Consider the following 21,390-nt stretch of genomic DNA (forward strand, 5'->3'; position numbering starts at 1 on the left):
GCTCCGGGCATCGCTCCGCGCGTGGCGCAGCTCAGGACACGCGCTGGTGCTCCGCGAGCACGTCGTCCAGGGCCTTGGCCTGCAGCTTCACGTCGGGATTCGAGTCCGTCAGGGCTTTCGCGGTGTGAACGCGAGCACGCGCGGCGTCCGACTTCGCCAGGGCCATGGCCATGAAGAGGTGCGCCCGCGTGTCCTCGGGGTGGGCCTCCAGCACGGGCGTGAGGACCTGGACCGCCCGTGTGTCCTCCTCCCGCTCCAGCAGCGCCATGGCCAGGTCATGCGCCGGGCCCGGCTCCGAGGGCGCCCGAGCATGGGCGTGCTCCAGCAGCTCCACGGAGCGTGCGCGCTCGCCCGCCCGATCCAACACGCGAGACAATCCGTGCATCACCGCCACGTCGCCGGGAAACTTGCGCAGCGCCTCTTCCAGCAGACGGCGGGCTTCGGCCACATCCCCCGCGTCCAGCCGGGCCATTCCGTCGCGATAAAGGTCCGTTTCCACTGAGTTCTCCTGGCACCACGCGGTGCGTCGGTCATTTCCACGCAACTTCAAGTCTACAAACTGCGACAAACTGAGAGGAAGCTCTCCCCCGGACTTCATCATGCTCGTTCGAAACGCCCCCGTCTCGGCCCGCCGCCCGGCGAACTCCTCCTCGGAGTCGCCCACCGCGGAAAAGCCCAACGCCGCCGCTGTCCCCGCGGCCATCCACCAGAAGGACTCGTTCAGCAACACGACGACGGCGCTCCAGCGCACGGCGAAGGTGGGTGCGGCGCCCGCGGGCGACCACGGCAAGCTGATGATGGAGTACCTGACCGGCGCCCGCCCTCCTCCGGCGGACTTCGAGAAGGTCATCGGCTACAAGCCCTACGCCATCCAGACGCCGCACGGGCAGCGGATGCAGGACCCGCTGGGCTACGCCTCCGTCCCGCTGAAGATTGGCCCGGACAAGGAGTTCGACCCCGCGGCCAAGACGCACGACTACGGCTACGACCTGCTGCGCTACTTCGACAAGAAGGGCACGCCGCTCGGGCCGGATGCGCGCAAGGCCGCCGACGCCCTCTTCCGCAAGGACATGTTCGACTACGCGAACGACCAGAAGGGCTTCCTGGATCGCGTGAAGTACCGCTCCTGGGCGCAGATCTACGCCACCGCGGTGGAGCTGAACTCGAAGCGGCAGGGCAACGGCCCTCCGTGACCCCCGCGTAGGTTGCCGGGGCACTCGCGGCGCGGAGGTGCATCTCCGCGCCGCTCGATGCGCTCAGGGCGACTCGTAGCGCCGCAGCTTGTCGTACAGCGTCCGCAAGCCAATCCCCAGCCGCTGAGCGGCGCGCTTGCGGTTGCCCGCCTCGTCCGCGATGGCCTGCTCAATGGCCCGTCGCTCCAGCTCCTCCAGCGTCAGGCTGGGAAGCCGGCCCCCCTCCGAGACGGGCGCATCCACCACGGGCCCCGCCGCGCCCGTCGGATCCAGCCACAGGTGCCCAGGCTCCACCACCGGCCCATCCGCGAGGATGGCGGCCCGCTCGAGCGCGTTGCGCAGCTCGCGGACATTGCCGGGCCAGGTGAACGCCTCCAGGCGCGCCACGGCTTCGGGTGACAGGCGCAGCCCCGGGCGTCCCAGCTCGTCGCCGATGCGGCGCAGCAGCAGCTCCGACAGCGGCCGCAAATCCTCGCGCCGCTCACGCAGGGACGGCAGCCGGATGGGGAACACGGCCAGCCGGTGGTAGAGGTCCTCACGGAACTCACCGCGCGCCATCATCCCCTTGAGGTCGCGGTTGGTGGCCGCCACCCAGCGCACGTCGGCCTCCAGGGTCCGCGTGCCGCCCACGCGCTCGAAGCGGCGCTCCTGGAGGACGCGCAGCAGCTTGGCCTGGAGCTCGGCCTTCAGCTCGCCGACCTCGTCGAGGAAGAAGGTGCCGCCCTGCGCCAGCTCGATGCGGCCGCGCCGCTGGGCCACCGCGCCGGTGAACGCGCCCTTCTCGTGGCCGAAGAGTTCGCTCTCCAGGAGCGTCTCCGTCAGCGCCGCGCAGTTGACGGCCACGAAGGGCCCATCAGCGCGCTCGCTCCACTGGTGCAGGGCCCGCGCCGTCACCTCCTTGCCAGTGCCGCTCTCCCCCACCAGCAGCACCGTGGCCTGCGTGGGCGACACCTTCCGCAGCGCCTCCACCACCGGGTGCATGGCGGGAGCGCCCCAGCTCAGCTCCACCGCGCCCGCGGACTGCCGCGCCTGCGTCTTCCAGTTGAGCAGCGCGCGCCGCTCCAGGGCCCGCGCCACCGTCATGCGCAGCTCGGCGGGGCTGCCCACCGGCTTCAGCAGGTAGTCGAAGGCGCCCGCCTTCATCGCCGCCACGGCGCTCTCCACCGTGCCCACGGCGGTGAGCACCACCACCTCCACGTCGGGCTGCTCCTCGCGCACCTTGCGCAGCAGCGTCAGCCCGTCCATCCCCGGCATCCGCAGGTCCGTGAGCAACAGGTCCACGCCCTGCCGCGCCATCAGCCTCGCGGCCTCTTCGCCGTCGGCGGCCATCGTCACCGAGTGCCCTTCGTACTCCAGCGCCTCGGCAAGGAACGAGCGCACGCCCTCTTCGTCATCCGCCACCAGGATTCGCGCCATGGCTCAGGCTCCTCTCGCGGGCACGGTGAGGCGGAACTCCGCGCCACCGCCGGCATGGCTCCGCGCGCTCACCGTGCCGCCATGCAGCTCGACGATGCGGCGGGTGATGGCCAGCCCCAGGCCCACGCCGCGAACGCGTCCCGTGATGAAGGGCTCGAAGATGCGCTCCTCCTCCCCCGCCGCGATGCCGGGCCCATGGTCCTTCACCGTGAACACCAGGGACGTGTCCCGCCGCTCCACGGTCGCCTCCACGCGCTGGCCTTCGGGGCTGGCCTGGACGGCGTTGCGCAGCACGTTCTCCAGCGCCTGCTGCAACCGGCCCGCGTCCAGCGGCCAGGGCGTGCGGTCCGGCAGGTAGTGAGCCTCCACCCGCGTCGCGCCGGCGCTCTCCACCGCCGCGCGGAGCACGTCATTGGGGTCCGCCTCCACGCGGCGCAGCTCACCGCTGGCCACGAAGCCCAGCAGGTCGTTCATCAACTGCTCCAGCCGGACGGCCTCCGACACCACCCGGTCCGCCTTGGGCGCCAGGACGGCGTCACGCTCCACGCGCTCGGCGAGCAACTGCGCATGGCCCTTGAGCGAGGCCAGGGGATTGCGCAGCTCATGCGCCAGCACCGCGGACATGGTGCCCAGGGCCGCCAGCCGCCGACCGCGCTCCAGCTCCTCCGACAGCGCCTCGCGCTGCGCCAACAACCGGGAGAAGGCGAAGGCCAACACCAGGATGCCCACGCACGAGGCCACCGCCACGCCCAGCAGACGCCGCGAGCGCGACTCCAGCTCCAGGGCGGTGAGCGGCGCGAACTCGTAGACCATGCGCAGGTGCTTGCGCGGCTCCTGCGACGCCCCCTGCTCCGACAAGGCCCGCACCTCCTGCTGCGTCAGGGGGCCGTACGCGGGCCGAGGACGCCGGATGCGGTGGACCAGGCGCGCGCGCGCCCCTTCGACCACCAGCGGCGCGCCCTCCTGGAAGAGGAGCCGCCCCAGCTTCCCCTCCCCGGCCGACGCCAGCACCCGGTCGTCCTCCATGACGGCCACGTAGCGCAGGCCGCCCTCCATGTGGGACGCCAGGAAGGCGTTCAGCGCGGACAGGTCCGGCAGGCCCTCCGCGTCGCGGAAGGCCTCGAAGCCGGCCACCATGATGACGTTGGCCATGCCCCGAGCCACCAGGGCGGACGACTCCATGGCCGTGTTCCGGATGAACAGCGCCGCGGACATCAGCACCGCGCACATGAGCACCGCCGCCACCCAGGGCGCTCGAGGCCCAAGCGGCCGCCACCAGCGAGCGCCGCTCATCGCCGACCTCCGCCGCGGGGACTCCAGCTCCATCGCACACCTCCACAGGCTGCGAACTCTGCATGCGGAGTGCGGAATCCGCACCCTCTTCTATCGGCGCCGCGCGCCTTGGGAGCCGTCGGTCGTCCGAGCATGAGCGGGGGCATGAGGCGTTCTCCGGGGGGTGGAGGGCGGCCATGTGGCCGCTGGCAGAGCGGAGGAGCAGGCACGGAACCTCGGCGCGCCCACCTGTCGCCTCTGCCCTGTGCAATCACGGGGCCCAGGCTCGCTGTCCAGGCTCGCTCGCGCGGGCCCCAGGGGCCACCGAGGTGTGCATGCGAAGATGGCCGGCCTCGCATGCGGAATCCGCACTCGCGCTGCGGTTCCCGCAGCCCCGGCGCCACCTTCCCTCCACATTTCAGGGAGTTGGACCGTGGCAAGGCACATGCAGTGGTCCGGCTTGCGATGAAAAACGCACAGACACCGTGGTGGAAGCGGCAACCCTACCGGATGACGGCCCTGGCCCTGGGCTTCCTCGGGCTGGTGACGGCGCCCGGCGTGGGTCTGGCCCAGGCGACGATGACGACAGTCTCCCTGGAGGAGGCCATCGCCCGGGCGCTGAAGACGAGCCCCCAGGTGGCGCAAGCCGCCGGGGCGGTCCTCACGACAGGGGCCGCCGAGCGCAGCGCGTTTGGTGCCTACCTGCCCAACCTGTCCGCCAACGCGAACGGCTCGCTGGCCAGCAGCCAGCGCCTGGACCCCAACACGGGCGTGGTGTTCAACGCGCCCAGCGACACGTACAGCGCCGGCGTGTCGGGCTCGTGGAACGTCTTCACCGGCGGCCAGCGCGGCGCCACCAGCAAGCAGGCCCAGGCGCGCTCCAGCGCCGCGCGGGCCGGACTGATTGCGCAGCGCGCGTCCGCGGTGCTCGACGTGGAGCGCTCCTACTACGAAGTCCTCCGCGCCGGGGGCCTGGAAGAGGTCGCCGTGTCCCGCATCGAGCGGGCGAAGCAGAACGCGGAGGCCGCGGACCGGCGACTGGCGGTGGGCTCGGCGACGCGCTCCGACGTGCTGCGGGCGAAGTACGACCTCACCTCCGCGCAGGAGGCGCTGCTCTCCGCGCAGACCCAGCACGCCGCGGCGGCCCTGTCGCTGGGCCGGCTCATCGGCGAGGATGGCCCGGTGGACGCCCAGCCGTTGGAGCTCCAGGACGTGTCCACCTTCGCGCTCACCGACGAGGCGCTGACCGACGAAATCACCGCCCAGGCGCCGTCCATCCAGGCCGCGGAGGCGGACCTGCGGGCGGCCGAAGCCAGCGTGAAGGTGGCCCGGTCGTCCTACCTGCCCACGGTGCGGCTGTCCGGCGGTTATGACTGGTTCAATGACGAGCCCGCCTTCATCGGCGGCCGCACGAGCTGGTCGGTCCGGATGGGCCTGTCGTACCCCATCTTCGATGGCTTCGTTCGCGAGGAGCGCGTGGTGAATGCGCGGACGCAGGCGTCGGTGGCCCAGGCCACGCTGTCTGATACCCGGCGCGTGCTGCGCTCGAGCGTGGGCACGTCCCTGAACCAGCTCAAGCTGGCGTCGAATCGCATCGCCCTGGCCACCGAGTCCGTCGCGGTGGCCCAGGAGGACCTGAAGGTGCAGCAGGAGCGCTACAAGCTGGGCGCCACGACCATCATCGAGCTGCTGACGTCCCAGGAGAATCTGGTGACGGCGGAGATCAACCTGGTGGCCTCCCGCTTCGACTACCGGATTGCGCGCGCGGAGCTGGAAGCGCTCGCGGGGAGGCCGCTGTGAGCACGTCCACGGATACCCAGCAGCAGGCGGGCGCGGGCCCGGCGCGGGACATCTCCGGCGTCGTCATCCGCGTGGAGGGCCTGCGCAAGGACTACACGATGGGCTCCGAGGTGGTGCGCGCGCTGCGCGGCGTGGACCTCACCATCCACCGCAACGAATACGTGGCCGTCATGGGCCCGTCCGGCTCCGGCAAGTCCACCTTCATGAACCTCATCGGCTGCCTGGACGTCCCCAGCGCCGGCCAGTACTGGCTCAACGGCCAGCCGGTGGCGGGCATGTCGGAGAACGCGCTGGCCCGCATCCGCAACCGCGAGCTGGGCTTCGTGTTCCAGAGCTTCAACCTGCTGCCCCGCGCCTCCGCGCTGGACAACGTGGCCCTGCCGCTCATCTACGCGCGCATGCCCAGGAAGGAGCGGCGCGAGCGCGCGGCGGCGATGCTGGACAAGGTGGGCCTGGGCGCGCGGATGGACCACCGGCCCAACGAGCTGTCCGGCGGCCAGCGTCAGCGCGTGGCCATTGCCCGCGCGCTGGTGACGCAGCCCGCCCTGCTGCTGGCGGACGAGCCCACGGGCGCGCTGGACAGCCGCACGGGCGAGGAGATCATGGCCCTCTTCGGCGAGCTGCACAGCCAGGGGCAGACGCTGATGATCGTCACCCACGAGGCGGACATCGCGGCGCATGCGCGGCGGGTGCTGTTCCTGAAGGACGGCGTCATCGAGCGGGACGAGCGGAATCGGGACTGAATTTTCGCCACGCGCGCTGCGTGGGACAGGGAACGGGAGGTCGTCGTGAGCAAGACGAAGAAGTGGATCATCTCAGGCAGCGCGGCGCTTCTTCTCGGCGCGGGGGTGTACGTCACCCAGCGCGGCGAGGAGCCCCAGACGAACGAGCGCTCGGCGGCGGTGGCCGTGGTGGAGCGCCGGGACATGGAAGTGGTGGCCGAGTCCGCGGGCCTGGTGGAGCCGCTGCGCGTCGTGGAGGTGAAGTCCCAGGCCTCCGGTGAAGTGCTGAAGGTCCACCACGACACGGGCGACACCGTGGCCAAGGGCACGCTGCTGGCGGAGATCGAGCCGCGCGACGTGCAGAACGCGCTGGCGCAGGCCCAGGCCGACCTGGAGTCCGCGCGGGTGCGGCTGAACACGACGGAGGCCCAGCGCCAGCGCATGGAGACGCTGCGCAAGGACGGCTACGTCACGCAGCAGGAATACGAGACGGCCGTGGACGCGTCCGCGACGGCGCGGGCCACCAAGGTGCGGGCGGAGACGAACCTCCAGCTGGCGCGTGAGCGCAGCCGGGACGTCACCATCATCGCGCGCAGCCCCGGCACCATCCTGGAGCGGACCATCCAGCCGGGCGTCATCATCGCCTCCGCCACCAACAACGTGTCCGGTGGCACCGCGCTGTTCAAGATGGCGGACCTGTCGGTGATGCAGGTGCGCGCCAAGGTGGACGAGACGGACGTCGGGCAGATCAAGCCCGGCCAGAAGGCGCGCGTCACCATGGAGGCCTACCCGGGCCGCACCTTCATCGGCGAGGTGGTGAAGATTGAGCCGCAGGCCCTGGTGGAGCAGAACGTCACCCTCTTCCCGGTGCTGGTGCGGATGGACAACCCGGACGGCCTGCTGCGGCCGGGCATGAACGCGGAGGTGGCCATTGAAATCTCCCGCCGGCGCAACGCCCTCACCGTGCCCAACAGCGCGGTGGTGGGCGTACGGGATGCCCGGACCGCGGCCGCCGCGGTGGGTGTCTCCGAAGAAGCGCTGCGCGCGGTGATGCGGCCGCCGGGAGCTCCGAGCACCCCGGGCGCGCCGTCCGACGCGACGACGGTGTCGGCCGTGGGAGAGGCCGGCGTGGGCGCCACCGCCGCGGTGGGAAGCGGCGCCGGGCCGGGCGCGGTGCCCGCCCGGAGCCAGGGTGGCATGGGGGAAGGCCAGGGCGGCGGAGGCCAGGGCCGCGCGGGCCGCCGGGCTCGCGAGGAGGTCCAGGGCGCGACGGACACGCGGCAGGGCGTCGTCTTCGTGCAGGGCCCCACCGGCCCGCAGCCCCGGCGCGTCACCCTGGGGATGAGCGACTGGGAGAGCACGGAGGTGGTGCGTGGCCTGGAGGAAGGCGAGGAGGTGGTGCTCATCACGGTGGCGAAGCTCCAGCAGCAGCAGCAGCAGAGCACCGAGCGGATGCGCCAGAGGACGAGCGGCGTGATTCCCGGCGCGGGTGGCGGCCCGCGCGGACCGCGCTAACCCCCACGCCAACGAGGAGGACACGTCATGGGTGAAATCATCCGGGTCGCATTCGATGCGGTCCTCGCCAACAAGCTGCGGTCGCTGCTGACCATGCTGGGCATCGTCATCGGCATCGCGGCCGTCATCACCATGGTCGCGCTGGGCGAAGGAGCGCAGCGCTCGGTGGCCCAGCGGCTCCAGGGACTGGGCACCAACGTCCTCACGGTGCGCCCAGGTCAGGCCTTCACGGGCGGCATGATTCGCGCCCAGGCGTCGATGACCATCGACGACGCGGAGGCCCTTCGGGAGAACGCGCGCCACATCCAGGCCGTCGCGCCGGAGATCGAATCGCGCTTCCAGGTGGAGCACGGCGCGAAGAACGCGAACCTGTCCGTCGTGGGCACCTGGCCGGACTACTTCCGCGTCAACCAGGGGGAGATGACGACTGGCCGGCTCTTCACGGACGCGGAGGACAAGGGCCGCCGCCGGGTGGTGGTGCTGGGCGCGCTGGCGGGCGCGCAGCTGGGCCTGACGGACACCGCGTCCCTGGTGGGCGAGTCCATCCGCATCCGGGGCATTCCCTTCGAGGTCATTGGCGTGCTGGCCGAAAAGGGCGCGCAGGGCTTCAACAACCCGGATGAGAGCCTCTACATCCCGCTGTCCACCGCGCAGTTCCGCGTCATGGGCAGCGACCGCATCCGCTCCATCGCCGTGCAGGCCGTGAGCGACACGTCCATGGACGACGCGATGGCGGAGATAGACCAGAAGCTCCGGCGGGAGCACCGGCTGCGCCCGGAGCAGCCCGCGGACTTCAACATCCGCGACCAGGCCTCGCTGCTCAACACCATGCAGGAGACGACGCAGACGTTCTCCCTGCTGCTGGCCGGCATCGCCGCCATCTCCCTGCTGGTGGGAGGCATTGGCATCATGAACATCATGCTGGTGTCGGTGACGGAGCGCACGCGCGAGATTGGCCTGCGCAAGGCGCTGGGCGCCACCGGCATGGACATCATGCTCCAGTTCCTCGTGGAGTCGCTGGTGCTGTGCCTGGCCGGAGGGACGCTGGGCCTCCTGCTGGGCATTGGCGGCGCGGCGATGCTCCAGCGCATGGCGGGCTGGACGGTGGTGGTGGCGCCCGAGGCCATCATCGTGGCCATCGCCTTCTCCGCGACAGTGGGCGTGTTCTTCGGCATCTGGCCAGCGCGCCGCGCGGCGAGCCTCGCGCCCATCGAGTCGCTCCGGTACGAGTAGCGACCTGGCGTCCTACTTCCGGCCGCTGAGGATGTGCTGGAGGAGCTGACGTGAGATGCGGAGCAGCTTCGCGGCCCCGCGCACGCTCCCGTCGGACTTCGCCAGGGCCTCGTCCACCAACGTGTCGCGGACGAGGCTCTCGAAGCCGTGCAGCGGCACCCGTCCCGCGCTCGCCCGGAGCGCGGTGACCAGGTCGGGGGGACGCGCCAACGTCTCCAGCCAGACGGACTCCAGCCGCGCGAGGTCCAGCGGCTTGGGAAGGAAGGCACGCACGCCCGCCTGCGCCAGTTGGAAGGCCTGCTCCGCCGTCGCCGTCCCGCTGATGGCGATGACGTGCGGCAGCGGCTCCAGCGCACACAGCGGCGCCAGCAGCTCGATGCTCTCTCCATCCGGGAGGCTGACATCCAGGATGACGGCGTCGGGCGCATCATGCTGGAGGACCTGACGCGCCGCGGCGAGCGAAGCCGCATGGGTGCACCGCTCGACGCGAGCGCGCAGCGCCTCCTCGATCGCACGCGCCAGACACGAGGCGTCCTCGACGACCAGGAGATGTCGGATTCGCCCCACCCATGGCAACCTACCATGAATGCCCTTGAGTCCTCGACCGCCGACGCTGGAGCAGATGGCGCGGCGGGTCCTGTCCGACGCTTCGAACGTGGGCGAAGCGCTGGTCAGCGGGGTCCGGATGGTCTTCTGTGCCCTCATCCTGGCGCGCTTCCTGGCGCTGGGTGGAGCCCGCGCCGAGGGCGGCGCCGCGGCGGCATGGCTCCAGCTTCCCCTGCTGCTGGGCAGCATCGCGGTGTCGGCGATGGCGCTGTGGGCGGCCCGGCGGCGGATGTTTGGCGCGAAGCTGCTCGTGGCCTCCACGGTGCTGGACGCCGTCTTCGCCCACGCGTCCCTCCTCTCCACGGTGCTCTGGCACGGCCCGCACTACACCGGACTGCTGCGAATGCCGGACCCCGCGGCGGCCATCGCGGTGGCCTTCATCACCGCGCTGCGGCTGTCGCCCCCGGCCGCGTGGATTGGGACGGCGGCCAACCTCCTGTTGATGGGGGGCCTGACGGCGCTCGACCTCCACGTCAATGCCGGGAAGGCCACCTACGGGGCGAAGGAACTGCTGCTCCTGTTCATCTTCATCGGCAGCGCGGGCGTCGTCGCCTCGGTGATTTGTGGCATCGCACGGCGGCTGGTGCTCGAGGCCGGGACCGCGAGCGCCCACATCGAGCGTGCGCGCACGAACCTGCGGGCGCTGCTGCGCGAGCACCACGACGTGCGCACGTTGCTGTCCGCGGCGAGGCTGCGCGCCGACCTCCTCCTCCGCGAGCCCATGGGCGCCAGCGCGCCCGGCCATGCGAGCGCCCTGGTCCAGGACCTGGGTGAGCTGACCCGCTTCATCGAGAGCGTGAAGACCCGGACGCTGGGCGAGCTGACCCTGATTGAAGATGCGACGGCGGTGAACGTGAGCGCCACGCTGCGCCGCGCCGTGGAGGTCGTCCAGACGAGGTTCGCCCGGGTCCGGTTCGAACTGGAAGGAACAGCGGGACTGGCGCGTGCCGCCAACGACGTCTGCGTCCGCGTTGTTGGCGGAGAGCGCGGGCTCACGCACGTGGTCACCAACCTGTTCGTGAACGCCTGTGAAGGCGATGGCCAGCAAGGCGCGCGCACGGTGCGAATCAGCGTGGCTCCGAACCCGGCGCTGCACCGCGTCCTGCTCAGCGTGAGCGATGACGGACCGGGCTTCCAGCCAGGGCTGCTGGAGGGGGAGCGCCCCCGAGGCGGCACGACCAAGCCAGAGGGGTCTGGACTGGGCATGCTCCTGGTGAGCGGGCTCGTCGAGGCAAGCGGCGGCACCTTGCGCGCCTGCAACCCGCCCGAGGGAGGCGCACGGGTCGAAGTCACGCTGCCCTCCAGCGGGTAGCTCCGCGGGCCCCTTCCCTCTCCTCCGCGGCGGGCCCCACCGCGCAGACAGGCGCAACGGACAGCCGGCGCAACCGCCAGACGTGAGCGAGCCCCAGTCCCAGGTTCGCCACCAGCCACAAGGCCATGGGCCCGCGGTTGTCCTGGTCGAATGAGGGCAAGAGCTTGAGCACCACCGCGAGCAGCGAGCCCGCCACGAGCAGCCAGACGCATCCGCGTGCCCAGCGCTCCGCGCGCTCGCTGCCGGACATCATGAGGATGCCCAGCGGAAGCAACGCGAAGGCAAGCGGATTGGCGAACAGCAGGTTCTCATTGCGCTGCATGACGTCGAGCCTGGAGAGCAGCATCAACCCACCCAGCGCCACGCCCGCCGCGCCGAGCGTGAGCCCGAACACGGCGTGATAGAGGCCGAAGAGAACCTGGAACATCCGGTGCGTGCCGCGCCCGCGCAGGAGCGCGAGGATGACGGCCAGGGCCGCGCCTCCAACCCCAGGTCCCCAGGCGGCGGCCCCCTCCCAGCCGGCGCCAACAGGAGCGGACCCGTCACTAGACGGGGACGAGCCCCCCTCGCGCGTTACCAACGGGATGCGCCTGCCAGAGCCATCCACGTAGGACACCCCCATGAGCAGCCTGGCGAGCTCCCGAGGAAGGAAGGCCGCCTCCCATTGGGTCGCGGGCGCGTCCACGGCGTCGTTCAGCCATGACATCAGGAGCAGCTCCGACACCGGCTGCGTCTGGACATATCGCCGGAGGAGCGCTCGCTGGGTGGCGCGCGCCGGCGCCGTGAGCGCTTCCCGGAGCGCGCCACCCAAGGCCTCATCAAGGACATCCCGCACCCGCGTCGCACAGTTGTCCCTGAGCGGGTGATAGGCATATTCACGCGAGGCGGGCTGGACGTCACGCTCCAGCCGCGCCAGGAGCCGCTGACGCTGCGCCACCGTGAGCGACAGGTCCTGCACGTCAATGGACCGCGCCAGCGCGCGGTACAGCAGGAAGGTCCGCTCCACAGGCAGGCGCGCCGCCCAGAACGTCGGCTGGCCCAGGAGGAAGCGGACCGGCCCCCCATCCGCGATGGACGTCGTGCCATAGCTGTAGAGGAGGCCTGTCTCCAGGCGCGTGTCCTCGACCCACAGCGCGCTGTGACCGAAGCGCTGGTGCACGTCCGCGCCGGGGCCAATGGTCACCAGCCGGATGCGCAGGGACTCCGGCTGCCCGCCAAAGCCCTCGGGTGGGGGCGCGGCGAACGCCGCCGCGCGAAGCAGGGCCACGACCAGGATGAGCACCGCGTGTCTCGCCATCCCAGCGCAATGCCCCACGCCAGCGGGGTCCGGGCAGTGCAAAAAGATTGGCAGTGTTCACGCGAAGCGCGTCAAGGCAGGGTCCCCATCGGCTCGCGAGCCTCGTGCACCGAGTCAATGACACACACCCCAGCTCCGAATTGGCATGGAGAAGTCCCACATGAACACGACCCACACTCCGAACACGTATTCCAGGCGCTTCGCGGCGGCCTTTACGGCCACGCTGGCCATCGCCCTGCTCGTCATGACTCCTGGCAAGGCACACGCCGTGGATGGGGACCGGCAGGTGACGCACCTTCGTGTGCGCATCGTCACTGGAAGCGACGACCTGCGCCAGGCGAGCAACGCCTTCGCCGAGTTCAGCTACACGGCGCTCAATGGCAGCCACGTCTCCATCAGCCAGAACCTGAACAACGGCGTGAGCTGGCCCAACGGGTCGACGCGCACCGTGGACGTCGAGCTCCCCGCGCTCGTCCTCTACAGCAACATGCGCGAGTTCGCGATCCGGTTTCAATCCGGGCAGTCGAACCCCTTTGAGACCGGTGACAACTGGAACCTGAACGACATCCGGGTCACCGCCATCCTGGACGACGGGACGGAGACCCTCATCGTGCAGGACTCGGGCAACCCCTACTACCGCTTCAAGAGCGACGTGAACACCCGGCGAGCCTGGGTGCTCTGACGTCGCCGAGGGGACGGCTCCGCTGCGCCGAGCGGTCCCCCAGGAGCCCCGCTGACCGTGAGCCGAGCCGTGGTACCGTGTGGCTTCTCCCGCGGTCCCTCATTCCTGCCGGTGCGACTCTTCTCCTTTTCGATGCTCATCGGGCTCGGCGCGGTGCTGGGCCATCTGTACCTGTACCGTCGGCTGGTGCGGCGCCTGCTGCCTGGCCGCCTGCCTCGGCTGCTGTCCATCGGCGCGCTCGTGTTGATGACGGGCGTGCTGGGGAACCGGCGCACCGTGCTGGACCTGCTTCCGGAGAGCGCCGAGGGGCTGCTCACCATGGCGGTGTACACGTGGATGGGCGTGGCGCTCTGCCTCGTCGTCGCCCTGCTCATGACGGACGTGGGCCAGGGACTCGCGGCCCTGACGAGGCGGCTGCGGCCTCACGCCTCGCCCGCGCCTGTCACGCCCGTGCCCAGCACCGAGATGGACGAAGACCGGCGCCGCTTCCTGGGGCAGGCCGTGGCGGGAAGCGCCTTCATCGCGGGCGGCGGACTGGCCACCTATGGAAGCTGGCGTGCCTTCTCACCGCCGCTCGTCACCGAGCTGGCCGTGAAGATTCCCAAGCTGCCCAAGGCGCTGGACGGGCTCACCATCGTGCAGCTCACCGACATCCACGTGGGCCACTTCATCCAGCGGCGTTACATGGACGCCCTGGTCCAGCAGGCCAACTCGCTGCGCCCGGACCTGTTCGCCATCACCGGAGACCTGGTGGACGGTGACGTGGGTTCGCTCGGCGGCCACGTCGCCGCGCTCGCCGCGCTGAAGTCCCGCTACGGCAGCTACTTCGTCACCGGCAACCACGACTACTCCTCCGGCGACGAGGAGTGGTCCGCGTTCCTGGAGTCACTCGGCATCGAGGTGCTGCGCAACCGGCACGTCTCCATTGGTGACAAGGGCGCCTCCTTCGACCTGGTGGGCGTGGACGACTGGAGCGGCGGCCGGCGGCGCAACAAGAAGGGCTACGACCTGGACCAGGCGCTCGCGGGGCGGAATCCCGACCGCGCCGCGGTGCTGCTGGCGCACCAGCCGGCGAACTTCAAGGTGGCGGCCGAACGCGGCGTGGACCTGCAGATTTCGGGGCACACCCACGGTGGACAGCTCATGCCCATGACCCTGTTGATTGGTCTGGCGTGGGAGCACTCCGCGGGGCTGTACGCGCACGGTGGCTCGAACATCTACGTCAGCCGAGGCTGCGGCTTCTGGGGACCGCCCATGCGCGTCGGCAGCCCGCCGGAGCTGGTGAAGCTCGTGCTGACGGCATGACGCACTGGGACATCCCATGCGCGGCCTGCCTGCTCACCAGGGAGCAGGCCAGCGGGCGAAGGGCCCCGGCGGCTCGACTTCGGGTATGCTCCCCGCAAAATCAGGACCCGTGAGGGTGGGTCCTCCAAAAATCTTGAGAGGCACACATATGAAGCGCCTGGGAAAAGTGGGTCTGCTGGTCGGAGCGCTCGCGCTGGGTGGTGCCGTCGTCGGGTGTAAGGCCGAGGACGACACCGCGAAGAAGCACCGCATCGCCGGCAGCAACCACCTGAGCAAGAAGGAGTTCAAGGAAGCCGCCGCGGCCTACGCGCTGTCGCTCCAGGCGGACCCCAAGCAGGAGAAGGTCTGGGAGAAGAAGGCCTTCGCCCACATGCAGCTGGGGGAGATGAACGAGGCCTCCGAGGCCGTCCTGAAGATGGGCGAGTTCAAGACGACGCCCGCGGAGAAGGCGGAGATCTACCGGACGCTGGCCAGCATGCACATGACCGGCGGCACCACCGAGGAGGCCGAGAAGTACTTCAACGAGGCCCTCAAGCTGGAGCCGAAGGACGAGGCGTCGCTCGGGTGGATCGCGGAGATCTACGCGCAGCGCGGCGGCGCCCGCTCCATGGGTGCGCCCATCCTCAAGGAGTCCCTGGAGAAGTCGCTCAGCTATTACGACCAGGTCCTCGCCATCAACCCCAACTCCGCCAACACCTATCTCAACAAGCGCGTGGTGATGGGCCGGCTGATGGAGTTCGAGCGGCAGCAGAAGGAGATGGCGCTGTCCGAGGTGGCTGAGAACGCGAAGAACAAGGAAGTCGTCGCCGAAGCGACCGCCCGCGCCGAGGAGCACCAGAAGCGCATGGACGAGTACCAGCTGCAGTTCGCGGAGATGACGAAGAAGTTCGGTGAGGCACAGAAGGCCGCGAAGGCGGCGGCGCCCGCGCCGTAGCCCACCGCGACCTTCTGGACAGTCCACGGGGCCTGGGACCGCGAGCCGGTTCCGGGCCCTTCGTGTTTCAGCCTATGGCGGCCCGCTGACTTTTTGGCCCGCGGTCCAGGGCTCGCTGACCTAACCTGCGCCGCCTCAACGATTCGAGGAGAAGAACCATGGACGTCCGCGCAGCGGTAGCGCTCGAGGCAGGCAAGCCCTTGAGCATCGAAACGGTGCAGCTCGAAGGCCCCAAGGCGGGCGAAGTGCTCGTCGAGCTGAAGGCCACCGGCCTCTGCCACACGGATGACTTCACCATGTCCGGGCAGGATCCGGAGGGACTGTTCCCCGCCATCATGGGCCACGAGGGCGCCGGCATCATCGTGGACGTCGGGCCCGGCGTCACGTCGGTGAAGAAGGGCGACCACGTCATCCCGCTCTACACGCCCGAGTGCCGCCAGTGTAAGTCGTGCCTGTCCCAGAAGACGAACCTGTGCACGGCCATCCGCGCCACGCAGGGCAAGGGCCTGATGCCGGACGGCACCAGCCGCTTCAGCCTGCACGGCAAGCCGGTGCACCACTACATGGGCACGTCCACCTTCGCGCAGTTCACGGTGCTGCCGGAGATCGCCGTCGCGAAGATTCGCGAGGACGCCCCCTTCGACAAGGTCTGCTACATCGGCTGCGGCGTGACGACGGGCATTGGCGCCGTCGTGTACACGGCGAAGGTGGAGGCCGGCGCCAAGGTGGTGGTGTTCGGTCTGGGTGGCATCGGCCTGAACGTGGTGCAGGCGGCCCGCATGGTGGGCGCCGACATGATTGTCGGCGTGGACATCAACAACGGCCGCAAGGCGATGGCGGAGAAGTTCGGCCTCACCCACTTCGTCAACCCGAAGGAGATTGGCGAGGACCTGGTGCCGTACCTCGTCAACCTCACGGGCGGCGGCGCGGACTACAGCTTCGAGTGCATTGGCAACGTGAACACCATGCGCCAGGCGCTGGAGTGCTGCCACCGCGGCTGGGGTGAGAGCATCATCATCGGCGTGGCCGGCGCGGGGCAGGAGATCCGCACCCGTCCGTTCCAGCTCGTCACCGGGCGCGTGTGGAAGGGCAGCGCCTTCGGCGGCGCGCGTGGCCGCACGGACGTGCCGCAGATCGTCGACTGGTACATGAACGGGAAGATCAACGTCGACGACCTCATCACCCACACGCTGAAGCTCGAGGACATCAACAAGGGCTTCGACCTGATGCACCGCGGAGAGTCCATCCGCAGCGTGGTGAAGTACTCATGACGGCGGCCCCCACCCTGCTGAGCGAGCACCGCTCCCATGGGGGCACCGTCGGCTTCTACCGGCATGCCTCCGAGGCGTGCGGCGGCGACATGCGCTTCGGCATCTTCGTTCCGCCCCAGGCGCGGGAGCGGCAGGTGCCGGTGCTCTACTACCTCGCCGGCCTCACATGCACCGAGGAGACCTTCCTCATCAAGGGCGGCGCCCAGCGCGTGGCCGCGGAGCTGGGGTTGATGCTGGTGGCACCGGACACCAGTCCGCGTGGCGCGGGCTATGCGGGCGAGGAGGCGTCATGGGACTTCGGCGTGGGTGCGGGCTTCTACCTGGATGCCACGCAGCAGCCGTGGTCGGCGCGCTACCGCATGGGGACGTACATCACCCGGGAGCTGCCGGCGCTCATCGCCGCGCACTTCCCCGCCCAGGCGGACCGTGAGGGCATCTTCGGTCACTCCATGGGTGGCCACGGCGCGTTGGTGACGGCGCTGCGCAACCCGGGGCGCTACCGCTCCGTGTCCGCGTTCGCGCCCATCGCCGCGCCCATGCGCGTGCCCTGGGGGCAGAAGGCCTTCACCGGCTACCTGGGCGACAACCCGGAGGCGTGGCGGGACTACGACGCCACGGAGCTGCTGCGGTCCAGCAAGGTCCGCCTGCCGCCGCTGCTGGTGGACCAGGGAACGGCGGACAAGTTCCTCGCGGAACAGCTCCGGCCGGAGCTGCTGCGTGAGGCCTGCGACGCGGTGGGCCAGCCCCTCACGCTGCGCATCCAGGAAGGGTACGACCACGGCTACTACTTCGTCTCCACCTTCATGGAGGACCACCTCCGCCACCACGCCGCGCTGCTGAACGCGTAGGCGAAACGCCAGTCCTTCGCTTGAGCCCCGTGCGCGCGGTGACGGCGCATGTCCACTGTCGCCACGGGGCCCACGCCGTCGTCGAGGAGGACCGCTCCGGTGGCTCGACGATCCGCTACGAATCGCCGCGCGACGCCCGGCTCAGCGCCGCCGTCTGCCTCCGCCCGCGAGCACCATCAGGATTCCGCCCACCAACGCCGCGCCGCCACCCGCCAGATACAGCGTGGTGCGGTCCGTGTTCCGGCCGGTGAACAACTCCGTGGCCCGCTCCGCGAGCGAGTCCCGAGCATTGAGCCCAGACCAGAGCAAAACGGCGCCCGCGATGGCGAGCATGACACCCAGCAACCGGACGACGCTCACGTTGCCTCCTGAAGTCGCGGGCCCCATGAAGGTGAGGCCCGCGTCGGTCTCAGCGCTTCTTGCGCCCTGAAGGCGTCTTCTTCTTCGCGGCGGTCCCCGAAGCCTTCGCTGACTTCGCGGCACGTGCCACGGACGGCTTCGCGGCCTTCTTCGACGGCGCCTTCGCCTTCGCCTTGGGCTTGGACGCGACCACCTTGGTGGCCTTCGCTGCCCGAGCGGGCACGGCCTTCTTCGCCTTGGCCGTGGCCTTCTTGGGCTTCTCTGCCTTCTTGGCGGTGGCCTTCCCGGCGCTTCCAGCCGGTGTCTTCTTCCGCGCCGGGGGCCGCGCCGCCTTCACCACGGCCTTCTTCCGCGTCGCCTTCCGCTTCGGCGCAGCCACCGCGGATGCAGCCTCGGCGGGCGCGGGCGTGTCAACGGCCACAGGCGCGGCCCGGATGGGCTCCGGCGTCGTCTGCGGGGGCGCCGCCGTGACGGGCTTGTCGTGGGCCCGCTCGGGCGCTTCGACGGGCGCCTCGGGCTGAGCAGGGCGCGGGGGCTCCATCGAGAAGGCCTTGTCGTCCTCGGGCTCGCTCCTGGGCTTGGGCGCGGGGAACCGGGGTCCCGGTCCGCCCCGCGGCTTCTGCTTCTGGAACGACCGGCCGTGGGAGGCGCCTCGGGCTTCGGGCCCAGGCTGACGCTGGGACGCCAACGCGCGAATCCGGTCGAAACCCGGGTGCGGAGATTGGGCGGCGTCATCCCCTGTCGGCACGTCCCACGGCGCGGGCGCGGGAGGCGCTTCGGGAGGAAGCGGCTCGGCCGTTTCGGCGGACACGGGCGCCGGTGCCTGCGGCTCCGGGCGGATGAACGTCCTGCGCTTGGGCCACGCGGGCGACTCGGAGCGTGGAGGCGCCTGTCCTTCCGGTGCCCTGGGCGGGAACCGAGGCTCCTTCCGGTGCGGCGCGGCCTCCTCACGACGGCCCTCGCGGGAGAAGCGCCCACGGGGACGTCCCGCGCCTGTCTCCTCGCGAGGCTCCTGGGGCGCGGGCCCGCTCCGGCCCGCGGCGGCTTCGTGTTCGCGGCGGCCCGGGCGCCCTGCCCGCTCCCGCCGCTCATCCCGCTCGCGGTGCGGCGGCGCCTCGGCCGTCCACGCCCGACGCCGCTGCGGCTGCTCGCCCCGCGTCGCGACACGGGTCAGCAGCGCCTCGCCCTCGAACTGGAGCGCCTCGAAGTCGATCTTCTTCGCCGTCACGTTCACGGACGTCAGCCGCACCCGCAGCTTCTGTCCCACGCGCACCCGGCGACCATTCGCGTACACCAGGGAGTGCGTCAGCTTGTCCAGCTTCGCCCCCGGCCCCAGCGTCTCCGCCTTCACCAGGCCTTCGACGTGCACCTCGTCCAGTTCGACGAAGAACCCGAAGTCGGTGATGGCCGCCACGGTGGCGGCGAACTCCTCGCCCACGCGGTCCTTCATCAGCAGGCACGCGTAGAAGGACACCACCTCCCGCTCGACCTGCATCGCCGCGCGCTCGCGCTCGGAGCACTGCGCGGACATGTCCTCGAGCTGGTCCTCCTCGCGCTCCAGCATCGACGGGGTCGGCTTGCGCCCCTTGCGCGCCCAGTGCGCCTTGAGCAGCCGGTGCACCAGCAGGTCCGGGTAGCGGCGGATGGGCGACGTGAAGTGCAGGTAGTGCTCGGCGGCCAGGCCGTAGTGGCCCACGCGCGACGACGTGTACACGGCCTGCATCATGGAGCGCAGCAGGAGCTGGTTCAGCGCCCGCTGCTCCGGGTGGCCCTGGAGCTGGCTGACGAAGGCATCCAGCTCCTTCGACGACACGCCGTCCTCGACGCGCATCTTGAAACCATAGGCCTCCGCCAGCGCGGCGAAGGTGGCCAGCTTCTCCGGGTCCGGCTCGCCGTGGAACCGGTACACCGTGGGCAGGCCTTCGTCCTGGAAGAAGGTCGCCACCGCCTCGTTGGCGGCGAGCATGCATTCCTCGATGAGCCGGTGGCTGTCCTTGCGCTCGCGCTTGTCCATGCGCGCGGGCAGGCCTTCCTCGTCCAGCACCACCTTGTGCTCGGGCAGGTCGAAGTCGATGGCGCCGCGCTCCTTGCGCATCTTCATCAGCGCGCGAGCCAGCGACATCAGCCGCTCGAAGTGGGGCTTGTGCGCGTTGCGGTGCGGCACGTCCTTGCCGTCGAGGACGTCCTGCACCTCGTTGTACGTACACCGCGCCACGCTGCGCATCACCGCCGGGTACAAGTCGTAGGAGCGGCGGTGGCCCCGGCGGTCGAACGTCAGGTCCGCCACCATGCACAGCCGGTCCTCGTCCGGGCGCAGGGAGCAGATGCCGTTGCTCAGCCGCTCCGGCAGCATGGGCAGCACCCGGTCCGGCAGGTACACGGACGTGGCGCGCCGCAGCGCCTCCGTGTTGAGCGCGCTGCCTTCCCACACGTAGTGCGTCACGTCCGCGATGGCCACCACCAGCCGCCACCCGTCCGCGCGCTCCTCCACGTAGACAGCGTCGTCGAAGTCGCGCGCGTCCTCACCGTCGATGGTGATGAGGGGCATGGCGCGCAGGTCGCGCCGGTGCTCGCCGCGGGCCTCTTCCTCCGACACCGTCACCGCGTAGCGGTCCGCCTCGCCCATGACCTCCGGCGGGAACTCGTCGGAGAACCCCTGCGAGTAGGCGACGCCCAGCACCTCGGAGCTCGGCGTGCCGGGCTTGCCCAGGGAGCCGGCCACCTCGCCGTGCAGCCCCCGGTCCGGGTCCAGCATCTGGGCACCGATGCCCAACTGGACCTTCACCAGGTCCCCCTCGCGCGCCATCTGCGTCAGCGGCACGCGGATGGGGCCAGGCAGGCTCGAATCCGTGGGGTACACCACGGCGTAGCGGCCCTTCACGACGTAGGTGCCCACCGCCAGCTCGCGACGGCGCTGCACCACCCGGATGATCCGGCCCTCCAGGCGCGGAGGCCGCCCCGAGACAGCCACCACCACCCGGTCATTGTCGAGCGCGCGCTGGGCCTCGTGCGGCGGGAGGAAGACGTTGTCCCCACCTTCGGCCGACAGCGGATGCACGAAGCCGAAGCCATCCCGGTGGACGTGGAGGATGCCTTCCAGCAGGCCATCACCTTCGGCCTCGCTGGCGGCGCTGCCCCGGCGGCCGGGCCACTGCGCCCGCTCCTGCCGGAAGCCCCCTCCATGCTTCGAGGCGCCCCGGCGATCACTCCCCGGGCCCCGCTCCTGCCAACCCGCGCGCTTGCCGCGCGCCCCCGGCTCAGGCCGACGGCCCGCGAAGCCGCCAGGGCCCGCCGCACGCGGCCCGGCCTGCTGTGGCCCTCGATTCGGACCGCCTTCGCGAGGCCCTTCGACGCCGCGCTGACGCCAGGCATCGGGAGCGCCCTGCTCCTTTACGCGCACGTCTGCGTCGCGCCGTGTCGGCTGCCGAGGCACGAAGCGCTTGCCGTCCTTGAGGATGTCGCCCTGACGGACGAGCTCGCGCAGGGTGCGCTTGAGCTCCGTCTGTTGTCCAGGGTGCAGGCCCGCGAGCCGGAGGAGCTCCTTGATGCCCAGCGGGTGGTCTGCGTCAGAGAGGATCTGCTTGAGGTGTTCTGGAGAAAGGCTCACGGTGGGGTCGCGGCTCA

18 protein-coding genes are annotated in these 21,390 nt (G+C 70.6%); 11 read left to right on the top strand and 7 right to left on the bottom strand.

All coding sequences use genetic code 11. The features are described 5' to 3' along the window. Nucleotides 1–31: 31 nt before the first annotated feature. The gene (locus KGD87_RS10150; protein WP_284667259.1) at nucleotides 32–568 is read right to left on the bottom strand and encodes a tetratricopeptide repeat protein; all 537 of its coding nucleotides are present in this window, start codon (nucleotides 566–568) and stop codon (nucleotides 32–34) included. Nucleotides 569–599: 31 nt separating this feature from the next. Here KGD87_RS10150 and KGD87_RS10155 point away from each other — a divergent pair, with 31 nt between their 5' ends. After that, nucleotides 600–1,193: a hypothetical protein gene (locus tag KGD87_RS10155; protein WP_284667260.1), complete on the top strand. Its 594-nt coding sequence runs from the start codon at nucleotides 600–602 to the stop codon at nucleotides 1,191–1,193. A 63-nt stretch (nucleotides 1,194–1,256) separates the two neighbouring features. On the opposite strand, the gene KGD87_RS10160 is transcribed toward KGD87_RS10155, so the two are convergent. Together KGD87_RS10160 and KGD87_RS10165 are read right to left on the bottom strand one after the other, a co-directional pair. After that, on the bottom strand, nucleotides 1,257–2,609 hold the full coding sequence (locus tag KGD87_RS10160) for a sigma-54-dependent transcriptional regulator (RefSeq protein ID WP_284667261.1): 1,353 nt from the start codon (nucleotides 2,607–2,609) through the stop codon (nucleotides 1,257–1,259). Between the two features lie 3 nt (nucleotides 2,610–2,612). Then, nucleotides 2,613–3,854: a sensor histidine kinase gene (locus tag KGD87_RS10165; protein WP_284667262.1), complete on the bottom strand. Its 1,242-nt coding sequence runs from the start codon at nucleotides 3,852–3,854 to the stop codon at nucleotides 2,613–2,615. Between the two features lie 537 nt (nucleotides 3,855–4,391). Here KGD87_RS10165 and KGD87_RS10170 point away from each other — a divergent pair. Genes KGD87_RS10170 through KGD87_RS10185 form a run of 4 tightly spaced genes read left to right on the top strand, consistent with a single transcriptional unit; the run spans nucleotide 4,392 to nucleotide 9,151 of the window. Beyond that, a complete protein-coding gene (locus KGD87_RS10170; RefSeq protein ID WP_350102519.1) occupies nucleotides 4,392–5,681 on the top strand; it encodes a TolC family protein in 1,290 nt (429 codons plus the stop codon). Then, entirely contained in the window at nucleotides 5,678–6,424 is a 747-nt protein-coding gene (locus tag KGD87_RS10175) for an ABC transporter ATP-binding protein (protein WP_284667264.1), read from the top strand. Before KGD87_RS10170 ends, KGD87_RS10175 begins: the two co-directional genes overlap by 4 nt. Nucleotides 6,425–6,469: 45 nt before the next feature. Further along, nucleotides 6,470–7,918 carry an efflux RND transporter periplasmic adaptor subunit gene (locus KGD87_RS10180; RefSeq protein ID WP_284667265.1) on the top strand — a complete coding sequence of 483 codons (1,449 nt, stop codon included), beginning with the start codon at nucleotides 6,470–6,472 and terminating at the stop codon, nucleotides 7,916–7,918. A 27-nt stretch (nucleotides 7,919–7,945) separates the two neighbouring features. Continuing rightward, complete coding sequence (locus KGD87_RS10185; RefSeq protein WP_284667266.1) at nucleotides 7,946–9,151, top strand: ABC transporter permease; 1,206 nt, start codon at nucleotides 7,946–7,948, stop codon at nucleotides 9,149–9,151. A gap of 12 nt (nucleotides 9,152–9,163) precedes the next feature. Here the strand turns inward: KGD87_RS10185 and KGD87_RS10190 are convergent, their stop codons facing one another. Continuing rightward, a complete protein-coding gene (locus tag KGD87_RS10190) occupies nucleotides 9,164–9,718 on the bottom strand; it encodes a response regulator (RefSeq protein WP_284667267.1) in 555 nt (184 codons plus the stop codon). A 19-nt stretch (nucleotides 9,719–9,737) separates the two neighbouring features. On the opposite strand from KGD87_RS10190, the gene KGD87_RS10195 reads away from it, so the two are divergent. Continuing rightward, nucleotides 9,738–11,069 carry a sensor histidine kinase gene (locus KGD87_RS10195; protein ID WP_284667268.1) on the top strand — a complete coding sequence of 444 codons (1,332 nt, stop codon included), beginning with the start codon at nucleotides 9,738–9,740 and terminating at the stop codon, nucleotides 11,067–11,069. Here the strand turns inward: KGD87_RS10195 and KGD87_RS10200 are convergent. Further along, on the bottom strand, nucleotides 11,047–12,366 hold the full coding sequence (locus KGD87_RS10200; RefSeq protein WP_284667269.1) for a lipoprotein N-acyltransferase Lnb domain-containing protein: 1,320 nt from the start codon (nucleotides 12,364–12,366) through the stop codon (nucleotides 11,047–11,049). The genes KGD87_RS10195 and KGD87_RS10200 overlap by 23 nt on opposite strands. Before the next feature lie 160 nt (nucleotides 12,367–12,526). Here KGD87_RS10200 and KGD87_RS10205 point away from each other — a divergent pair, with 160 nt between their 5' ends. The 5 genes from KGD87_RS10205 to fghA all read left to right on the top strand — a co-directional run bounded on the left by KGD87_RS10205 (nucleotide 12,527) and on the right by fghA (nucleotide 17,406). Beyond that, the gene (locus KGD87_RS10205; protein ID WP_284667270.1) at nucleotides 12,527–13,048 is read left to right on the top strand and encodes a hypothetical protein; all 522 of its coding nucleotides are present in this window, start codon (nucleotides 12,527–12,529) and stop codon (nucleotides 13,046–13,048) included. A 105-nt stretch (nucleotides 13,049–13,153) separates the two neighbouring features. Then, the gene (locus KGD87_RS10210; protein WP_284668612.1) at nucleotides 13,154–14,353 is read left to right on the top strand and encodes a metallophosphoesterase; all 1,200 of its coding nucleotides are present in this window, start codon (nucleotides 13,154–13,156) and stop codon (nucleotides 14,351–14,353) included. A gap of 148 nt (nucleotides 14,354–14,501) precedes the next feature. Beyond that, complete coding sequence (locus KGD87_RS10215; protein ID WP_284667271.1) at nucleotides 14,502–15,287, top strand: tetratricopeptide repeat protein; 786 nt, start codon at nucleotides 14,502–14,504, stop codon at nucleotides 15,285–15,287. A 158-nt stretch (nucleotides 15,288–15,445) separates the two neighbouring features. Further along, entirely contained in the window at nucleotides 15,446–16,558 is a 1,113-nt protein-coding gene (locus KGD87_RS10220) for an S-(hydroxymethyl)glutathione dehydrogenase/class III alcohol dehydrogenase (protein WP_176414996.1), read from the top strand. Continuing rightward, entirely contained in the window at nucleotides 16,555–17,406 is an 852-nt protein-coding gene (fghA, locus tag KGD87_RS10225) for an S-formylglutathione hydrolase (RefSeq protein WP_284667272.1), read from the top strand. The genes KGD87_RS10220 and fghA overlap by 4 nt, the downstream gene beginning before the upstream one ends. Before the next feature lie 141 nt (nucleotides 17,407–17,547). Here fghA and KGD87_RS10230 read toward each other — a convergent pair whose 3' ends face one another. Continuing rightward, complete coding sequence (locus KGD87_RS10230; protein ID WP_284667273.1) at nucleotides 17,548–17,766, bottom strand: DUF3185 family protein; 219 nt, start codon at nucleotides 17,764–17,766, stop codon at nucleotides 17,548–17,550. A 49-nt stretch (nucleotides 17,767–17,815) separates the two neighbouring features. Then, a complete protein-coding gene (gene rnr, locus KGD87_RS10235) occupies nucleotides 17,816–21,373 on the bottom strand; it encodes a ribonuclease R (protein WP_284667274.1) in 3,558 nt (1,185 codons plus the stop codon). Nucleotides 21,374–21,390 lie beyond the last annotated feature (17 nt).

The sequence above is a fragment of the Myxococcus sp. SDU36 genome (assembly GCF_030168875.1).
Lineage (GTDB): Bacteria > Myxococcota > Myxococcia > Myxococcales > Myxococcaceae > Myxococcus > Myxococcus vastator.

Excerpts from the sequence above, each read along its gene's own strand:
- KGD87_RS10195 (WP_284667268.1), top strand. The coding sequence starts at position 9,738 with ATGCCCTTGAGTCCTCGACCGCCGACGCTGGAGCAGATGGCGCGGCGG.
- KGD87_RS10215 (WP_284667271.1), top strand. The coding sequence starts at position 14,502 with ATGAAGCGCCTGGGAAAAGTGGGTCTGCTGGTCGGAGCGCTCGCGCTG.
- KGD87_RS10155 (WP_284667260.1), top strand. The coding sequence starts at position 600 with ATGCTCGTTCGAAACGCCCCCGTCTCGGCCCGCCGCCCGGCGAACTCC.
- KGD87_RS10200 (WP_284667269.1), bottom strand. The coding sequence starts at position 12,366 with ATGGCGAGACACGCGGTGCTCATCCTGGTCGTGGCCCTGCTTCGCGCG.
- KGD87_RS10185 (WP_284667266.1), top strand. The coding sequence starts at position 7,946 with ATGGGTGAAATCATCCGGGTCGCATTCGATGCGGTCCTCGCCAACAAG.
- KGD87_RS10220 (WP_176414996.1), top strand. The coding sequence starts at position 15,446 with ATGGACGTCCGCGCAGCGGTAGCGCTCGAGGCAGGCAAGCCCTTGAGC.
- KGD87_RS10205 (WP_284667270.1), top strand. The coding sequence starts at position 12,527 with ATGAACACGACCCACACTCCGAACACGTATTCCAGGCGCTTCGCGGCG.
- KGD87_RS10170 (WP_350102519.1), top strand. The coding sequence starts at position 4,392 with ATGACGGCCCTGGCCCTGGGCTTCCTCGGGCTGGTGACGGCGCCCGGC.
- KGD87_RS10160 (WP_284667261.1), bottom strand. The coding sequence starts at position 2,609 with ATGGCGCGAATCCTGGTGGCGGATGACGAAGAGGGCGTGCGCTCGTTC.
- fghA (WP_284667272.1), top strand. The coding sequence starts at position 16,555 with ATGACGGCGGCCCCCACCCTGCTGAGCGAGCACCGCTCCCATGGGGGC.